Raw genomic sequence first — 14,955 nt, forward strand, 5'->3', positions numbered from 1 at the left:
GGGAGCGATAAGCTTTGCAGACCCCCCTGGTCCGGATCAGCGTGGCATCTACGGCCTTAATCAACTCAACAACCGCCTGAGGTTCGGAACGACGACACTTCGTCGCTGTTCAAGGGAGAGACGTTGTTGTCGTTGCTGGCCCTGCGCATGCCCTGCTTGTCCCCGCCGCCGTTGGCGTTGCCAGCCATGCAGCCATCGTAGCTCGCAGAGCGGTTGGCCCAGGAGTCCATCTCGTCGTTCCTCTCGCCGCTCAGGTTGGCGAACGAGCTCTGCCCGTGGGCGCGTTCGCCGATCAGCCAAGCGAAGTCGTTGTTGCCCCACAGGCACATGTTGTTCGAGTTGCATTCGCTCAGGGCGGCGTTAGCCGTGCTGGGCGTAATCGCCAGGGCAGCGAACAGGAGCGCGGTCGAAGCTATGACCTTCTTGGCTCTCAAAATGTCTCCTAGGCTGGTTGAGTGGGCTGCAATTCGTCCGACAAGTGTCGCTCGGAGTCGACAGATCATGTGCGTAGGCATACTTACGATTCAAGGGGAATGGTGGCATCACGCCACACATTGGCCACTCTTGCGACACGACTTGACGACAGGTCGTACATGTGCCGGAGGCCTGGACTGATGTTCGATCTCGAGCGACCGTTGAGCCTCATGCGTGCGTGCGGGTTTTGTGTTGGACGACCCGGGTTCGCCCTGGATGCCCGCGAGACATTCGACTGATATCGAGTCCTGGGTGCCACGAGTCACCCCTCGGTTACGCTCGTCATCGCTATACCACCCTTCGGTTCACGGGGATCAGGGCGTCGGTATTCGTGAACTCACGGACCTTGGCCGCCATGCGGACGTCGGTGTCGAACAGCTCCCGCTCAGCCGGGTGGAGGATGCGGTGGGTGGTGAGGGAGCGGCCGGCGACCTTCCACAGACCTCGGCCCTTGGTCAGGGCGGACACCGCCTGGCTCTCGACGCCGCTCAGGCCGAGCAGAGATGTAGCGGCGGCGAGCTGGTCGGGCTACTGGCGGTAGATGATGCTGGTGGAGCAGTCGGCCAGCAGGGGCGTGGCGGCGGCCGAACTCCTCGAGCTCGGCATTGGTCCAGGGGCGGGAGGCGGCGAACACGTCGATCAGATCGCGGGGCGCTCCGCGGTCGGCGAGGGCACGGACCTTGGTTCCGACCACGTCCTCCCCCGAGAGGACGGGCCCGTACGGGCTCTGGGCGACGGGCCGCCAGAAGTTCTCCTTGAGGATGTCGACCTCGCAGTCCTGCCCGGTGGCCGGGTCGGACACGGTGAAGCGGGCGGGCAGCGGGGCAATTTCCAACGCGTGCACTTCCCAGCCGCGGGCTTCCAGCCGGCGCGGAGCGTGCTGGCGATGTCGGCCATCGGCACCGGGTTCTCAATGGCGACGTCGAGGTCCTGGCTTGGGCGGTTGGCAAGGTGGTGCGCCCGCACGGCGTACCCGCCGGTGAGAACCGGCGGATACCGGGAGCCGAGGGCGATCACATCCGCCAGGAGCCGCGTGTGCAGCTCGGGCATGTCCGTCACGCGGCTGCCCGGGTGCGGGAGGCGAGCTGGGGGAAGGCGTCTTCCTATACGGCGCGCACGCTGCGGCCGACGAGGGTTCGCAGTACCGGCCACAGCTCGAGGAGCAGGTCCTGGTTGAGGTAGCGGGGCAGGCCGTCCTATAGGCCCTCGTGCAGGACGGTGCGGTACAGGCCCATGCGCTGGCGCGGTTTGCCCAGGTCGTACGAGGTCATCCCCGACCAGGCCACGTGCAGCGGCAGATCCACGACACCGTGCGTCGGCCCGCGCAGCTCGTCCAGCGACTCCGGCAGACGGCGGCGGAACTTCTCCCGGTACAGCGCGAGATCCTCGGCGACCGCGTCCGAGAGGCCGCTCGGCGCGGGTGCTGTGGGCTGGCGGACATGCCTCCATTATGACGGCCGGGGAGCGGTAGGGGCAGTGCGGGGCAGTGCGGGGCAGTGCCGGGCAATCCGCCCGCCTGCCCCTGACATCGACAGTATCCCGGCCCGGCCCAAACGTCCCTGAGACCCACAGGCGAAGCCGAGTCCCCTCCTGGCTCGCATACGTGCAGGTCAGGAGGTGGATTCGCGCTACTTTTTCTTAGAGCTTTCAGATATCCCGGAAGATCTCGATCTGCGCCCCGATCGAGTTCAGCCGCTCGGCCAGATCCTCGTACCCCCGGTTGATGACGTACACGTTGCGCAGCACCGACGTGCCCTCGGCGGCCATCATCGCCAGCAGGACCACCACGGCGGGGCGCAGGGCGGGCGGGCACATCATCTCGGCGGCGCGCCAGCGGGTGGGGCCCTCGACCAGGACGCGGTGCGGGTCCAGGAGCTGGAGGCGGCCGCCGAGGCGGTTGAGGTCGGTCAGGTAGATGGCGCGGTTGTCGTAGACCCAGTCGTGGATGAGGGTCTGACCCTGCGCGGAGGCGGCGATGGCCGCGAAGAAGGGGACGTTGTCGATGTTCAGGCCCGGGAAGGGCATGGGGTGGATCTTGTCGATCGGCGCCTCCAGCTTCGACGGCCGGACGGTCAGGTCCACCAACCGCGTACGGCCGTTGTCGGCGAAGTACTCCGGCGTGCGGTCGTGGTCGAGGCCCATCTCCTCCAGGACCGCAAGTTCGATCTCCAGGAACTCGATGGGGACGCGGCGGACCGTCAGCTCCGACTCGGTCACCACGGCGGCGGCCAGCAGGCTCATCGCCTCGACCGGGTCCTCGGAGGGGGAGTAGTCCACGTCGGCGTCGATGACCGGCATGCCGTGCACGGTGAGGGTGGTGGTGCCGATGCCTTCGACGCGGACGCCGAGGGCCTCCAGGAAGAAGCACAGGTCCTGGACCATGTAGTTGGAGGAGGCGTTGCGGATGACGGTGACGCCGTCGTGGCGGGCGGCGGCCAGGAGGGCGTTCTCGGTGACCGTGTCGCCCCGTTCGGTCAGCACGATCGGGCGGACCGGGCGGACGGTGCGGTCGACCACCGCGTGGTAGTGGCCCTCGGTCGCGGCGACGTCCAGGCCGAAGCGGCGCAGCGCGATCATGTGCGGCTCGATGGTGCGGGTGCCGAGGTCGCAGCCGCCGGCGTAGGGCAGCCGGAAGCGGTCCATGCGGTGCAGCAGCGGGCCGAGGAACATGATGATGGAGCGGGTGCGGACAGCGGCCTCGGCATCGATGGCCTCCATGTCCAGCTCGGCCGGCGGCACGATCTCTAGGTCGGTGCCGTCGTTGATCCAGCGGGTGCGTACGCCGATGGAGTTCAGCACCTCCAGGAGGCGGTAGACCTCCTCGATGCGGGCGACCCGGCGCAGCACCGTGCGCCCCTTGTTGAGCAGCGAGGCGCACAGCAGGGCCACGCAGGCGTTCTTGCTGGTCTTGACGTCGATGGCGCCGGAGAGGCGCCGGCCGCCGACCACCCGCAGGTGCATCGGGCCCGCGTAGCCGAGAGAGACGATTTCGCTGTCCAGCGCTTCGCCGATGCGGGCGATCATCTCAAGGCTGATGTTCTGGTTGCCGCGCTCGATGCGGTTGACGGCGCTCTGACTTGTGCCGAGCGCCTCGGCAAGCTGTGACTGCGTCCAGCCGCGGTGCTGCCGGGCGTCACGGATGAGCTTGCCGATGCGTACGAGGTAGTCGTCTGCCATGAGGTTGAGGCTATCTCAGATATGAGATGGCGCCTCTCGGCGGGCCCGTTGGGGTGATGGGCCGTCAACGGCGTCTCAATGATGCCTGGTCGAGCGGGTGCGCCGCCATCCGAAAGGTCCGGGCAAATCCATCGATGTCGTACGACGTCCGGTGCTGCTGCGGGTGTGGCGCGGGCCGTTCCTGCCGCCGGTCGTGATGGACCAGGAACGTTTGTTGATGTTCAGTCGTACTCCGGGGAGGATCCGGAAGCTCTTGCGGAACGTGAGGGGCATCGTGCCTCCTTCCGAGTCGCGCCGGGATGTTCCCGGCGCGACTCGGATACCCCCGTTCTGCGTAGTGATGGCCGTGCGGGTCACTCGGGGCGGGTGCGGGGTGGGGCGTACGCCACACCGCGCCCGGGCATGACCAGCTCGCCCCCATGTACTAGAGTTATCTCGACATCGAGATATCTGCCGAGGCGCACCGCAGTCGCACGCCGCTATCGGGCCTGGTGGTAAGGGTTACCTAACTTAGCCCAACCTTAGCGGATCGGCCAGGGCGGCGTGGCGGCAGGATGCGGTGGTACGCGCACATAAATGAAGGAGACTGTCGTGTCGGCGAACAGCTTCGACGCCCGCAGCACACTGCAGGTGGGCGACGAGTCTTACGAGATCTTCCGGCTGGACAAGGTCGAGGGCTCCGCGCGCCTTCCCTACAGCCTGAAGGTGCTGCTGGAGAACCTCCTCCGCACCGAGGACGGCGCGAACATCACCGCCGACCACATCCGCGCCCTCGGCGGCTGGGACTCGCAGGCCCAGCCGTCGCAGGAGATCCAGTTCACGCCGGCCCGCGTGATCATGCAGGACTTCACCGGCGTGCCCTGTGTCGTCGACCTCGCCACCATGCGTGAGGCCGTCAAGGAGCTGGGCGGTGACGCGGCGAAGATCAACCCGCTGGCGCCGGCCGAGCTGGTCATCGACCACTCCGTCATCGCCGACAAGTTCGGCACCAACGACGCCTTCAAGCAGAACGTCGATCTGGAGTACGGCCGCAACAAGGAGCGCTACCAGTTCCTGCGCTGGGGCCAGACCGCCTTCGACGAGTTCAAGGTCGTCCCGCCGGGCACCGGCATCGTCCACCAGGTGAACATCGAGCACCTGGCCCGCGTCGTCATGACCCGCGACGGCAAGGCCTATCCGGACACCCTGGTCGGCACCGACTCGCACACCACCATGGTCAACGGCCTCGGCGTCCTCGGCTGGGGCGTCGGCGGTATCGAGGCCGAGGCCGCGATGCTCGGCCAGCCGGTCTCCATGCTGATCCCGCGCGTCGTCGGCTTCAAGCTGACCGGCGAGCTGACGCCCGGCACCACCGCCACCGACCTGGTTCTCACCATCACCGAGATGCTGCGCAAGCACGGCGTCGTCGGCAAATTCGTCGAGTTCTACGGCGAGGGCGTCGCCGCCACGTCGCTGGCCAACCGCGCCACCATCGGCAACATGTCGCCGGAGTTCGGCTCCACCGCCGCGATCTTCCCGATCGACGACGAGACGCTGAACTACATGCGCCTGACGGGCCGCAGCGACCAGCAGGTCGCCCTCGTCGAGGCGTACGCCAAGCAGCAGGGCCTCTGGCTGGACCCGAAGGCCGAGCCGGACTTCTCCGAGAAGCTGGAGCTCGACCTCTCCACGGTCGTCCCCTCCATCGCCGGCCCGAAGCGCCCGCAGGACCGCATCGTCCTCGCGAACGCCGCCGAGCAGTTCAAGCAGGACGTGCGCAACTACGTCGACAGCGTGGACGAGGCCGGCCAGGAGTCCTTCCCGGCCTCCGACGCCCCGGCCATCACCAACGGCGTGCCGTCCAACCCGGTCCCGGTCACCGCCCCCGACGGCACCACCTACGAGCTGGACCACGGTGCGGTGACGGTCGCGGCCATCACCTCCTGCACCAACACCTCCAACCCGTACGTCATGGTCGCCGCCGCCCTGGTGGCCAAGAAGGCGGTCGAGAAGGGCCTGACCCGCAAGCCGTGGGTCAAGACCACCCTCGCCCCGGGCTCCAAGGTCGTCACCGACTACTTCGAGAAGTCGGGTCTGACCCCGTACCTCGACAAGGTCGGCTTCAACCTCGTCGGCTACGGCTGCACCACCTGCATCGGCAACTCCGGCCCGCTGCCGGACGAGGTCTCCGAGGCCGTCAACGACCACGACCTCGCCGTCACCTCGGTGCTCTCCGGCAACCGCAACTTCGAGGGCCGGATCAACCCCGACGTCAAGATGAACTACCTGGCCTCCCCGCCGCTGGTCGTCGCGTACGCGCTCGCGGGCTCCATGAAGGTGGACATCACCAAGGACGCTCTGGGCGCCGACCAGGACGGCAACCCGGTCTACCTGAAGGACATCTGGCCGACCGAGGCCGAGGTCAACGAGGTCGTCGCCAGTGCCATCGGCGAGGACATGTTCACCAAGTCCTACAGCGACGTCTTCGCGGGCGACGCCCAGTGGCAGGCGCTGCCGATCCCGACCGGCGACACCTTCGAGTGGGACACCGAGTCCACCTACGTGCGCAAGCCCCCGTACTTCGAGGGCATGCAGATGGACCCGGCCCCGGTCGAGGACATCTCCGGCGCCCGGGTGCTGGCCAAGCTGGGCGACTCGGTCACCACCGACCACATCTCCCCGGCCGGTGCGATCAAGGCCGACACCCCGGCCGGCAAGTACCTGACGGAGCACGGCGTCGAGCGCCGCGACTTCAACAGCTACGGCTCGCGCCGCGGCAACCACGAGATCATGATCCGCGGCACGTTCGCCAACATCCGCCTGCGCAACCAGATCGCGCCGGGCACCGAGGGCGGCTACACCCGCGACTTCACCCAGGCCGACGGCCCGGTGTCGTTCATCTACGACGCCTCGCGGAACTACATCGAGCAGAACATCCCGCTCGTCGTCCTGGCCGGCAAGGAGTACGGCTCCGGCTCGTCCCGCGACTGGGCGGCCAAGGGCACCGCGCTCCTCGGAGTCAAGGCCGTCATCGCCGAGTCCTACGAGCGCATCCACCGCTCGAACCTCATCGGCATGGGTGTCCTGCCGCTCCAGTTCCCGGAGGGCCAGACGGCCGGCTCCCTCGGCCTGACCGGCGAGGAGGCCTTCTCCGTGGCCGGCGTCACCGAGCTGAACGACGGCACCACCCCGCGCACGGTGAAGGTCACCACCGACACCGGTGTCGAGTTCGACGCGGTCGTCCGCATCGACACCCCGGGCGAGGCGGACTACTACCGCAACGGCGGCATCCTGCAGTACGTGCTGCGCAGCCTGATCCGCAAGTAGGCGGAACGGTACAACAGTTGAGGGCCGCATCCCCGTCGTGGGGGTGCGGCCCTCGTCCGTGTGCTCGGTCAGACCTCGCGTGCCACGCTCAGAACATGATGCGGTACGCGTTCCAGCCGCCGCTGCCGATCTTCACGCGGGACTCGTACGGGGAGCTGGCGTAGCCGGTGCCCTTGTACAGGTACAGCGCGCCGTTCTTGTCCCGGGCGATCAGGTCGGTGACGCCGTCGATGTCGATGTCGCCGACAGAGACGATGTTGTTGTAAGTGTTCCAGCCGCCGCCGATGCGAGTGCGGGACGTGAACGGCGCCTTGTAGTTGCCGGTGCCCTTGTAGAGCCACAGCACTCCGGAGCCGTCCTTGGCGACGATGTCCGCCTTGCCGTCACCGGTCAGGTCGCCCTTGCCGGTGATGTGGGTGTAAGTGTCCCACCCGCCCCCGACCCGGTAGCGCTTGGTCAGTGTGCCGGTGCCGTAGCCGAGGTAGAGCCACAGGACGCCGGACTTGTCGCGGGCGATCAGGTCGTCGGCGGCGGCGCCGCCGAGGTTCGCGCCCGAGAACAGCTGGTTGTATATGTTCCAGCCGTTGCCGACGAACTTGTGGTCGCCCTCGGTGTCCCACTGGGCGTAGTAGAGCTGACCGCCGTCGGTGACGTGCCAGAGGCCGTCCGAGGAGCCGTCGGCGTCGTGGTCCACCTGCGTCATGAAGCGGGCCCACTCCCAGCCGTAGCCGGAGTACCAGGCGGAGTCGATGCCGTCGTCGTCGGTCTCGATGGTGGGCGGGTAGCCCCACAGAGTTCCGTCGCGGTCCACGCCGTAGAGGGCGTTGACCGGGGCGTCGCCGGGGAGGGCGGAGGCGTTGTATCTCTCGGCACCCGACGGCTTCACGTCGATGGGCGCCCGGGAAGCGGTCGGTCCCGGCTTGTCGGCGGCGACAGCGGCACTGGTGCCGGTCGCCACCAGAGCGGCGGTGAGCGCCGCAGCCGTGGCACGCGCCAGGGCGCGACGCGTGTTCAGGCCGGAGCTTTTGGCCACGTGGGTCCTCCATTTGGTCATGCGAAAGGGATCACGGACGGGTAAGTCCGCCTGATCCCCGGGTACTTCGTGATCCTTACACATGACGTTCACACGTCAATCAGATTTACGGCGGGGGACAGGAGCGGTACAGAAGAGGTACGCAAGCGCAACGTGGGGCGTACAACCTTTTGCGGGGTACGCCGGTCACCCGGCGTACCCCGCACCGTCATTCCACGGTCACGCTCCCCCTCACGCCAGCAGTTCCACCTCCGCCAGCGTGTGCTCACCGTCGAGAACCAGCCGGTACTTCGCGTACGTCCCCGGCGACTTCACCGAGAACGCCCGGGTCTGCCGGTCCCAGGCGAAGGACTCGCCCGAGCGCTCGTCCAGCGTCCGCCAGGTCGTGCCGTCGGCCGAACCCTGGAGCGTCCAGCCCGCCGGGGCCTTCGCACCGTCGGCCGGCGACGTCAGCGTGTACTGGAGGGCCTTGGCGCCCTTCTGAGACACCGGCAGGTCCACCGACGTCACGGCCGTCTCGGTCGCCGACGTGTCGTCGAACAGGGCGCCCTCGCCCTCGATCGCGTCCGCGCGCGGGGTCGGCACCTCGTCGTCCTTGGTGATCGACACCGGTGCCGCGTTCTCGCCGGTGCCCCACGAGGAGGGCTTCGAGCCCATGTCGAACTCCAGGACGCCGCCCTTCGCGATCAGCGAGTGGGGGAGCGAGGTCGAGTTCCAGCGCTTGCCGTTGACCTTCAGGCCCTGCACGTAGACGTTCTTCGTGCTGTTCTTCGGCGCCCTGACGACCAGCTCGCGGCCGTTCTCCAGCTCGACGGTCGCCTTGGTGAACAGCGGGGAGCCGATGGCGTACTCGCCGCTGCCCATCACCAGCGGGTAGAAGCCGAGGGCGGAGAAGAGGAACCAGGCCGACTGCTCGCCGTTGTCCTCGTCACCGTGGTAGCCCTGCCCGATGTCGCTGCCCGTGTACAGGCGGGAGAGCACCTCGCGGACGTTCTTCTGCGTCTTGTGGGGCTGCCCGGCCGCGTCGTACATGTACAGGGCGTGGTGGGCGACCTGGTTGGAGTGCCCGTACATGCCCATGCGGACGTCCCGCGCCTCGGTCATCTCGTGGATGACACCGCCGTAGGAGCCCTTGAACTCCGGGGAGGCCGTCTCCGGGGTGGCGAGGTACTCGTCGAGCTTGTCGCCGAGACCGTCCCGGCCGCCGTACAGGTTGGCCAGGCCCCGGCTGTCCTGCGGGGCGGTGAAGGCGTAGCCCCAGCCGTTGGTCTCCGTGTAGTCGTGGCCCCACACGCGCGGGTCGTACTTGTCGGAGTCCACGCGCCAGTCGCCCGCCAGGTCCCTGCCCTGGAAGAAGCCGGCCTTGGAGTCGAACATGTTGACGTAGTCCTGGGCGCGGTTGAGGAAGTACGCCGACTCCTCCTTGTAGCGCTGCCGGCCCGTCTCCTTGTAGAGCTTCTCGCCCATCCTGGCGATGCCGTAGTCGTTGAGGTAGCCCTCCAGCGCCCACGACATGCCCTCGTGCGTCTCGGTGCTGGTGTAGCCGAGGAAGGGCGAGGTCGCCATGCCCTTGCGGCCCACGCCCGAGGACGGGGGCACGGTGGTGGCGTTCTTGACGGCCGCGTCGTACGCAGCCCTCGCGTCGAAGTCGACGCCCTTGACGTAGGCGTCGGCGAACGCGACGTCGGAGGAGGTGCCGGTCATCAGGTCCGCGTAGCCCGGGGAGGACCAGCGCGAGGTCCAGCCGCCGTCCTTGTAGTGCTGCACGAAGCCGTCGACCAGCTCACCGGCCTTGGACGGGGTCAGGAAGGAGTACGCGGGCCAGGTGGTCCGGTACGTGTCCCAGAAGCCGTTGTTGACGTAGACCTTGCCGTCGACGATCTTGGCGCCGGTCTCCGTCGGGATGTCCTCCTTGAGCGCCTTGGAGAACGGGGAGGCGTACTTGTACTTTCCGTCGACCTTCTCGTGGCCCGCGTTCGGGTAGAGATAGAGCCGGTAGAGGCTGGAGTACAGGGTGGTCAGCTGGTCCTGCGTGGCGCCCTCGACCTTCACCTTGCCGAGGATCCTGTCCCACTGCTTCTGGGCGTCGCGCTTGACCTTGTCGAAGGAGGCACGCTTCGGGATCTCCTGGCGCAGGTTGTCCTTCGCCTGGTCGACGCTGATCAGCGAGGTCGCGATGCGCAGGGTCACGGTGCGGTCCTTGCCCGCGTCGAAGCGCAGGTGGCCCTTGACGCCGCCGGCGTCGCCGCCGGTGACCTCGGAGTCGAACTCGCCGTGGACGAAGAGGCGGGTGGCGCCCGTGGACAGCCCGGACTTGACGTCCGAGTAGCCCTGGAAGGTGCCGTTCTCCTTGTCCAGGGTCAGGCCGGCCTGGCCGTTGACGTTGTCGAAGACCACGCTCGCGTCGTCACCGGGGTAGGTGAAGCGCATCATCGCCGCGTGGTCGGTCGGCGCCACCTCGGCCTTCAGGCCGTTCTCGAACCGCACGCCGTAGTAGTACGGCCGGGCGGTCTCGTTCTCGTGCCGGAAGGCCAGCTCACGCTCCTCGCGGCCGGTGTCCGGGGTGCCGGAGGCGGCCGAGGGCATCACCTGGAAGGTCTGCCGGTCGCCCATCCACGGGCTCGGCTCGTGGCTCGCGCCGAACGCCTGGAGCGTCGGCAGGTTGTCCGCGTTGTTGCCGCGCGCGTAGTCGTACAGCCAGCTCAGCGAACCGGCGTTGGTCACCGGCGTCCAGAAGTTGAAGCCGTGGGGTACGGCGGTCGCGGGGAAGTTGTTGCCGCGGGAGAAGCTGCCGCTGGAGTTGGTGCCCCGGGTGGTCAGCGCGTAGTCGGAGAGATGGGCCTTCGGCCGCTCCGGCTTCGCGCGCTCGATGGCCACGTCGTCCAGCCAGCCCCGGAACTTCGCCGGGCCCTTGGGGGAGTCGTACGCCACCAGGATCCGGTCGACGGTCTTGCCGGCGGCGACCGACCCGATCCCCGACCTCACGCTGTTCCACTGGTTGACGTAGAGGATCTTGGCGTCGCCCTGGCCGCGCGGGGTCAGCGGGAAGCCGTGCTGGTCCGTCGCCTTGAGGTCGCTCAGGTAGGTGCCGTCGGTGAAGGCGAGGTCGACGGAGACGTTCGTGGCGTCGTAGTCGAGGTCGCCGTCCGCCATCGACGGGAAGATCTTGTACGACAGCTCCGTGCGGCGGTCGACCTTCACGTCGACGTCGAAGACCTTGTTGTACGAGTAGGCCCGGCCGTCCGCGGTGTGCCGGCCGGCGTACTTGAGGGCCCGCTTGCCGGTGAAGCCGGCGCCCGCCTTCGCGGTCGGCGAGCCGCTCGGGCCGCGGTCGACGAGGGAGAGCATGTCCGCGGGGACGGGGGTGTCGGTGGCGGCGGTGGCCAGCTGGACGTCGGCGAGCTGGAGCGCGTCGCCGGCGCCGTTGTTCTTGGTGATCTCCAGCCGGAAGTGCCGGAACTCGGCGGCCTCGGCGAGGTCGTACGTCTTCGTCCGGAACCGCTCGCCGAAGGACTCCCCGGAGCGGGTGTCCAGCGTCTGCCAGTTCCCGCCGTCCGCCGAACCCTTCAGCGTCCAGTCCGCCGGGTCGCGTTCGGCGTGGTCGTTGGCCGAGGTGAGGGCGTATTTGGCGATCTTCGCCGGTTCGTCCAGATCGAACTCGACCCAGCCGGTCTTCGCGAAGGTCAGCCACTTGGTGCCCGGCTCGCCGTCGACGAGGTTCTCCTTCACCTCCCCGCCGCCCGTGTTCTCGGCACTGGCCCGCACATCGGTGACGTGGCCGGTCACGTTGCCCGGTATGCCGGTGCTGTAGCCGCCGTCCACGCCAGCGGACCGCTTGCTGCCGTCCGGGCCCGTGTCCACGGTGCTGAGCCAGTCCGGAACCGGGTCGTCCGCCTCGAACGACGAAGTGAACTCCCGGTCGGTCTCGGCGGGCGCGGCGGGCAGCGCGACCGCCGCACCCTGCGAACCCACCGCCAAAGCGAGGGCGGTCGTCATCACGACCGCCGGACCCCATCTGTGCCGAACTCTGTACTGCATGCCCTGGCCACCCTCCCTGCGCTGGGGACAACGTTGTCAACTCAACTGCGCAAGGACCAGTAGGGGTCAAGTGGCATGTGATGTCAAGGGTGTTGGATGTGGCGTTCGGGGCTTATGCCGGGGATTCTTCCGGCAAGTGGTACACAGGCCGCTCATATTTCCGGGAGGTCTCAACTCGGAAAAGACGTACCGCCAACCTTGCATTCGATCTTGCTCAGCCGGCGGGAAGTGGACTATACCTGTCGGCCATTGGGGGGAACCGGGGGGAACAGCGAAAAGGGACCGCCAGAGCGCCCGGACGGCAGTGTTCACACCGCTGTACCCGCACGCAGTACCGACATGAAGTACCCGCAGCAGTACCCGCAGCAGTATCCGCATTTCCTGCACGACCCAGCGTGACCCGATCGCGGTGCCGGGGAGGATCCGGTTCACCGCCTGAGTCCTGGAGAAGGCGAGGACTTGAGCATGGGATCCACTTCCGCCGAGAACAACGGTAAAGGCGTCGGCCGCCGCGATCTGATCAAGCGGTCCGCCGCGCTCGGCCTGATCTCCGTACCGACCATGAGTTTCCTCTCCGCCTGCGCGAGCGGCGGCGGGGACGACCAGGAGAAGGCCGAGGCGGGCAAGAAGTCCGCCGAGAACCCGCTCGCGGTCAACGACAGCGCCCAGATGGAGTTCGTCCTCTTCGACGGAGGCTTCGGCAAGGAGTACGCCGAGGACGCCGTGAAGCTGTACGAGAAGGCCTTCCCGGAGGCCAGGGTGAAGTTCTCCGCCACCCAGAAGATCCAGTCCACCCTGCAGCCGCGCTTCAACGGGGGCAACCCGCCCGACCTCGTCGACAACTCCGGCGCCGAGCAGATGGACATGGGCGTCCTGGTCGGCAAGAAGCAGCTCGCCGACCTCACCCCGCTGCTGGACGCCCCGTCCTACGACGACCCGAACAAGAAGGTCCGCGACACGCTGCGCCCCGGCATCGTGGAGATGGGCCAGTTCGACGGGGACCCGGTCTGGATCCTGTACTACGCCTACACGGTGTACGGCAACTGGTACTCGCAGAAGGCCCTGGACTCCCTCGACGCGGAATACCCCAAGACCTGGGACGAGATGCTCGCGGTCTGCGAGAAGGCCAAGAAGAAGGGCATGGCCGGCTGGACGTACGCGGGCAAGTACCCGTACTACATCCCCTTCTCGATGTCCCCGATGATCGCCAAGGTCGGCGGCGTCGAGGTACTGAACGCCATCGACAACCTGGAGCCGAACGCCTGGAAGCACCCGGCGGTCAAGACGGTCTTCGAGGCCTGGTACGAGCTGTACAGGAAGGGTTACATCCTCAAGGGCACCCCGGGCCTGGATCACATCCAGTCGCAGACCGCCTGGGCCAAGGGCGACGCCCTGTTCATCCCCAACGGCTCCTGGGTGGAGAACGAGTCGGCCAAGGTCATCCCCGCCGACTTCGGGCTCGCCGTCTCCGCCCCGCCCGGCATCGACGACTCCGACAAGATGCCCTTCGGCACCATGTGGGCCTCCGGCGGCGAGCCCTTCATCGTCCCGGCGACGGCGGCCAACGGCGCCGGCGGCATGGAGCAGCTGCGCATCATGCTCAGCGAGGCCTCCTCGAAGAACTTCACCAGCAAGGTGAAGTCGCTGAGCGCCTACAACGGCGGCACCGACGGCATCGAGCTGACCCCGGGTCTCAAGTCCGGCGTCGCGGCGCTGGAACTGGCCGGTGAGAACGTGGTGAACCCGCGTATGCAGGACTGGTACGTGCAGCTCCAGAAGGAGAAGATCGGCGTCTCCTGCCTGGGCGAGATGATGGCCGGCCGGCTCACCCCGGCCGAGACCATCAAGAAGATCCAGGGCTACGCCGACGACGCCGCCAAGGACTCGTCGATCAAGCACTACAAGCACCAGTGAGGACGCGTCACCAGGGCCTGTCCGGCGCCACCGCGCCGGGCGGGCCCTGGCGGCGCCACCCGCGCGCAGATCGGGGTCGGTAGCAATGCAGCACGGCAAGTACCGGTTCATCGTGGGGTTCCTGGCGGTTCCCCTGGGGCTGTACGCGCTCTTCGTCATCTGGCCGTTCATCCAGTCCATCTACTACTCGTTCACGGACTGGACGGGCCTGAGTCCCGAGTTCTCGATGGTCGGCTTCGACAACTACTCGCGGATGCTCGACGACGACATCTTCTGGAAGTCGTTGCAGCACAGCGTGATGTTCGCCCTGCTGGTGCCGCTGGTCACCCTCGGCCTGGCGCTCTTCTTCGCCTTCATGATCAATGTGGGCGGACGCCGCCGCCGGGGCGGCCCGGCGATCACGGGCGTCCGCGGCTCGGGCTTCTACAAGATCGTCTACTTCTTCCCGCAGGTGCTCTCCATCGCGATCGTCGCCCTGCTGTTCCAGTTCGCGTACAACCCGGACAGCGGCGCGATCAACTCCCTGCTGCGCGGCATCGGCCTGGACTCCGTCCAGCCGCTGTGGCTCGGTGACCCGAACATCGCCCTGTGGTGCGTGATGGCGGTGCTCGTCTGGTCCACCGTCGGCTTCTTCGTGGTCCTCTTCTCCGCGGGCATGGCCTCCATCCCGGGGGAGCTGTACGAGGCCGCGCTGCTGGACGGGGCCAACCGCGCCACCACCTTCTTCAAGGTCACCCTGCCGCTGCTGTGGGACACCGTGCAGTCCGGCTGGGTCTACATGGGCATCCTCGCGCTCGGGGCCGAGTCGTTCGCGGTCGTGCAGATCATGACGACCGGGCCCGGCGGACCCGACTACTCGACCACCGTGATGGTCCTGTACGTGTACCAGAAGGCGTTCCGGGACGGTCAGGCCGCCTACGCCACCACCATCGGCGTCGCCCTCCTCGTCGTCACGCTGGCCTTCGCGGCCGTCGTGATGCGGCTGGGCCGGCGCGAGCGGCTGGAGTACTGAT

General features: G+C 67.6%; 8 protein-coding genes and 3 pseudogenes. 3 read left to right on the forward strand and 8 right to left on the reverse strand.

All coding sequences use genetic code 11. From position 1 onward, the window contains the following. Window positions 1-65: 65 nt before the first annotated feature. The 6 genes and pseudogenes from ACIQ1J_RS13895 to ACIQ1J_RS13920 form a co-directional block, all read right to left on the reverse strand. On the reverse strand, window positions 66-434 hold the full coding sequence (locus tag ACIQ1J_RS13895) for a peptidase inhibitor family I36 protein (RefSeq protein ID WP_403556940.1): 369 nt from the start codon (window positions 432-434) through the stop codon (window positions 66-68). Window positions 435-762: 328 nt separating this feature from the next. Continuing rightward, window positions 763-1,053: pseudogene (locus ACIQ1J_RS13900) on the reverse strand (ATP-binding protein); the annotation flags it as partial. Then, window positions 1,046-1,524: pseudogene (locus tag ACIQ1J_RS13905) on the reverse strand (nucleotidyl transferase AbiEii/AbiGii toxin family protein); the annotation flags it as partial. The pseudogenes ACIQ1J_RS13900 and ACIQ1J_RS13905, both read right to left, overlap by 8 nt. Window positions 1,525-1,577: 53 nt before the next feature. Then, window positions 1,578-1,850 (reverse strand): annotated as a pseudogene (locus ACIQ1J_RS13910) (transcriptional regulator). A gap of 271 nt (window positions 1,851-2,121) precedes the next feature. Further along, a complete protein-coding gene (locus ACIQ1J_RS13915) occupies window positions 2,122-3,651 on the reverse strand; it encodes a UDP-N-acetylglucosamine 1-carboxyvinyltransferase (RefSeq protein WP_210963669.1) in 1,530 nt (509 codons plus the stop codon). Window positions 3,652-3,726: 75 nt separating this feature from the next. Further along, window positions 3,727-3,924 carry a DUF4236 domain-containing protein gene (locus ACIQ1J_RS13920; protein WP_079160105.1) on the reverse strand — a complete coding sequence of 66 codons (198 nt, stop codon included), beginning with the start codon at window positions 3,922-3,924 and terminating at the stop codon, window positions 3,727-3,729. Window positions 3,925-4,242: 318 nt separating this feature from the next. On the opposite strand from ACIQ1J_RS13920, the gene acnA reads away from it, so the two are divergent. Further along, window positions 4,243-6,957 (forward strand): aconitate hydratase AcnA, encoded by a 2,715-nt coding sequence (gene acnA, locus ACIQ1J_RS13925; RefSeq protein WP_403557191.1) that lies wholly within the window; start codon window positions 4,243-4,245, stop codon window positions 6,955-6,957. An 88-nt stretch (window positions 6,958-7,045) separates the two neighbouring features. On the opposite strand, the gene ACIQ1J_RS13930 is transcribed toward acnA, so the two are convergent. Together ACIQ1J_RS13930 and ACIQ1J_RS13935 are read right to left on the reverse strand one after the other, a co-directional pair. Next, window positions 7,046-7,990, reverse strand: coding sequence for an FG-GAP repeat domain-containing protein (locus ACIQ1J_RS13930; RefSeq protein WP_403556941.1), 945 nt, complete (start codon window positions 7,988-7,990; stop codon window positions 7,046-7,048). A gap of 231 nt (window positions 7,991-8,221) precedes the next feature. Continuing rightward, window positions 8,222-12,028 carry a GH92 family glycosyl hydrolase gene (locus ACIQ1J_RS13935; protein ID WP_403556942.1) on the reverse strand — a complete coding sequence of 1,269 codons (3,807 nt, stop codon included), beginning with the start codon at window positions 12,026-12,028 and terminating at the stop codon, window positions 8,222-8,224. Window positions 12,029-12,493: 465 nt separating this feature from the next. Here ACIQ1J_RS13935 and ngcE point away from each other — a divergent pair, with 465 nt between their 5' ends. Beyond that, window positions 12,494-13,942 (forward strand): N-acetylglucosamine/diacetylchitobiose ABC transporter substrate-binding protein, encoded by a 1,449-nt coding sequence (ngcE, locus tag ACIQ1J_RS13940; protein WP_403556943.1) that lies wholly within the window; start codon window positions 12,494-12,496, stop codon window positions 13,940-13,942. A gap of 85 nt (window positions 13,943-14,027) precedes the next feature. Further along, a complete protein-coding gene (locus ACIQ1J_RS13945; RefSeq protein ID WP_210963674.1) occupies window positions 14,028-14,954 on the forward strand; it encodes a carbohydrate ABC transporter permease in 927 nt (308 codons plus the stop codon). Window position 14,955 lies beyond the last annotated feature (1 nt).

It is taken from the genome of Streptomyces sp. NPDC097107 (assembly GCF_044762405.1).
Lineage (GTDB): Bacteria > Actinomycetota > Actinomycetes > Streptomycetales > Streptomycetaceae > Streptomyces > Streptomyces thinghirensis.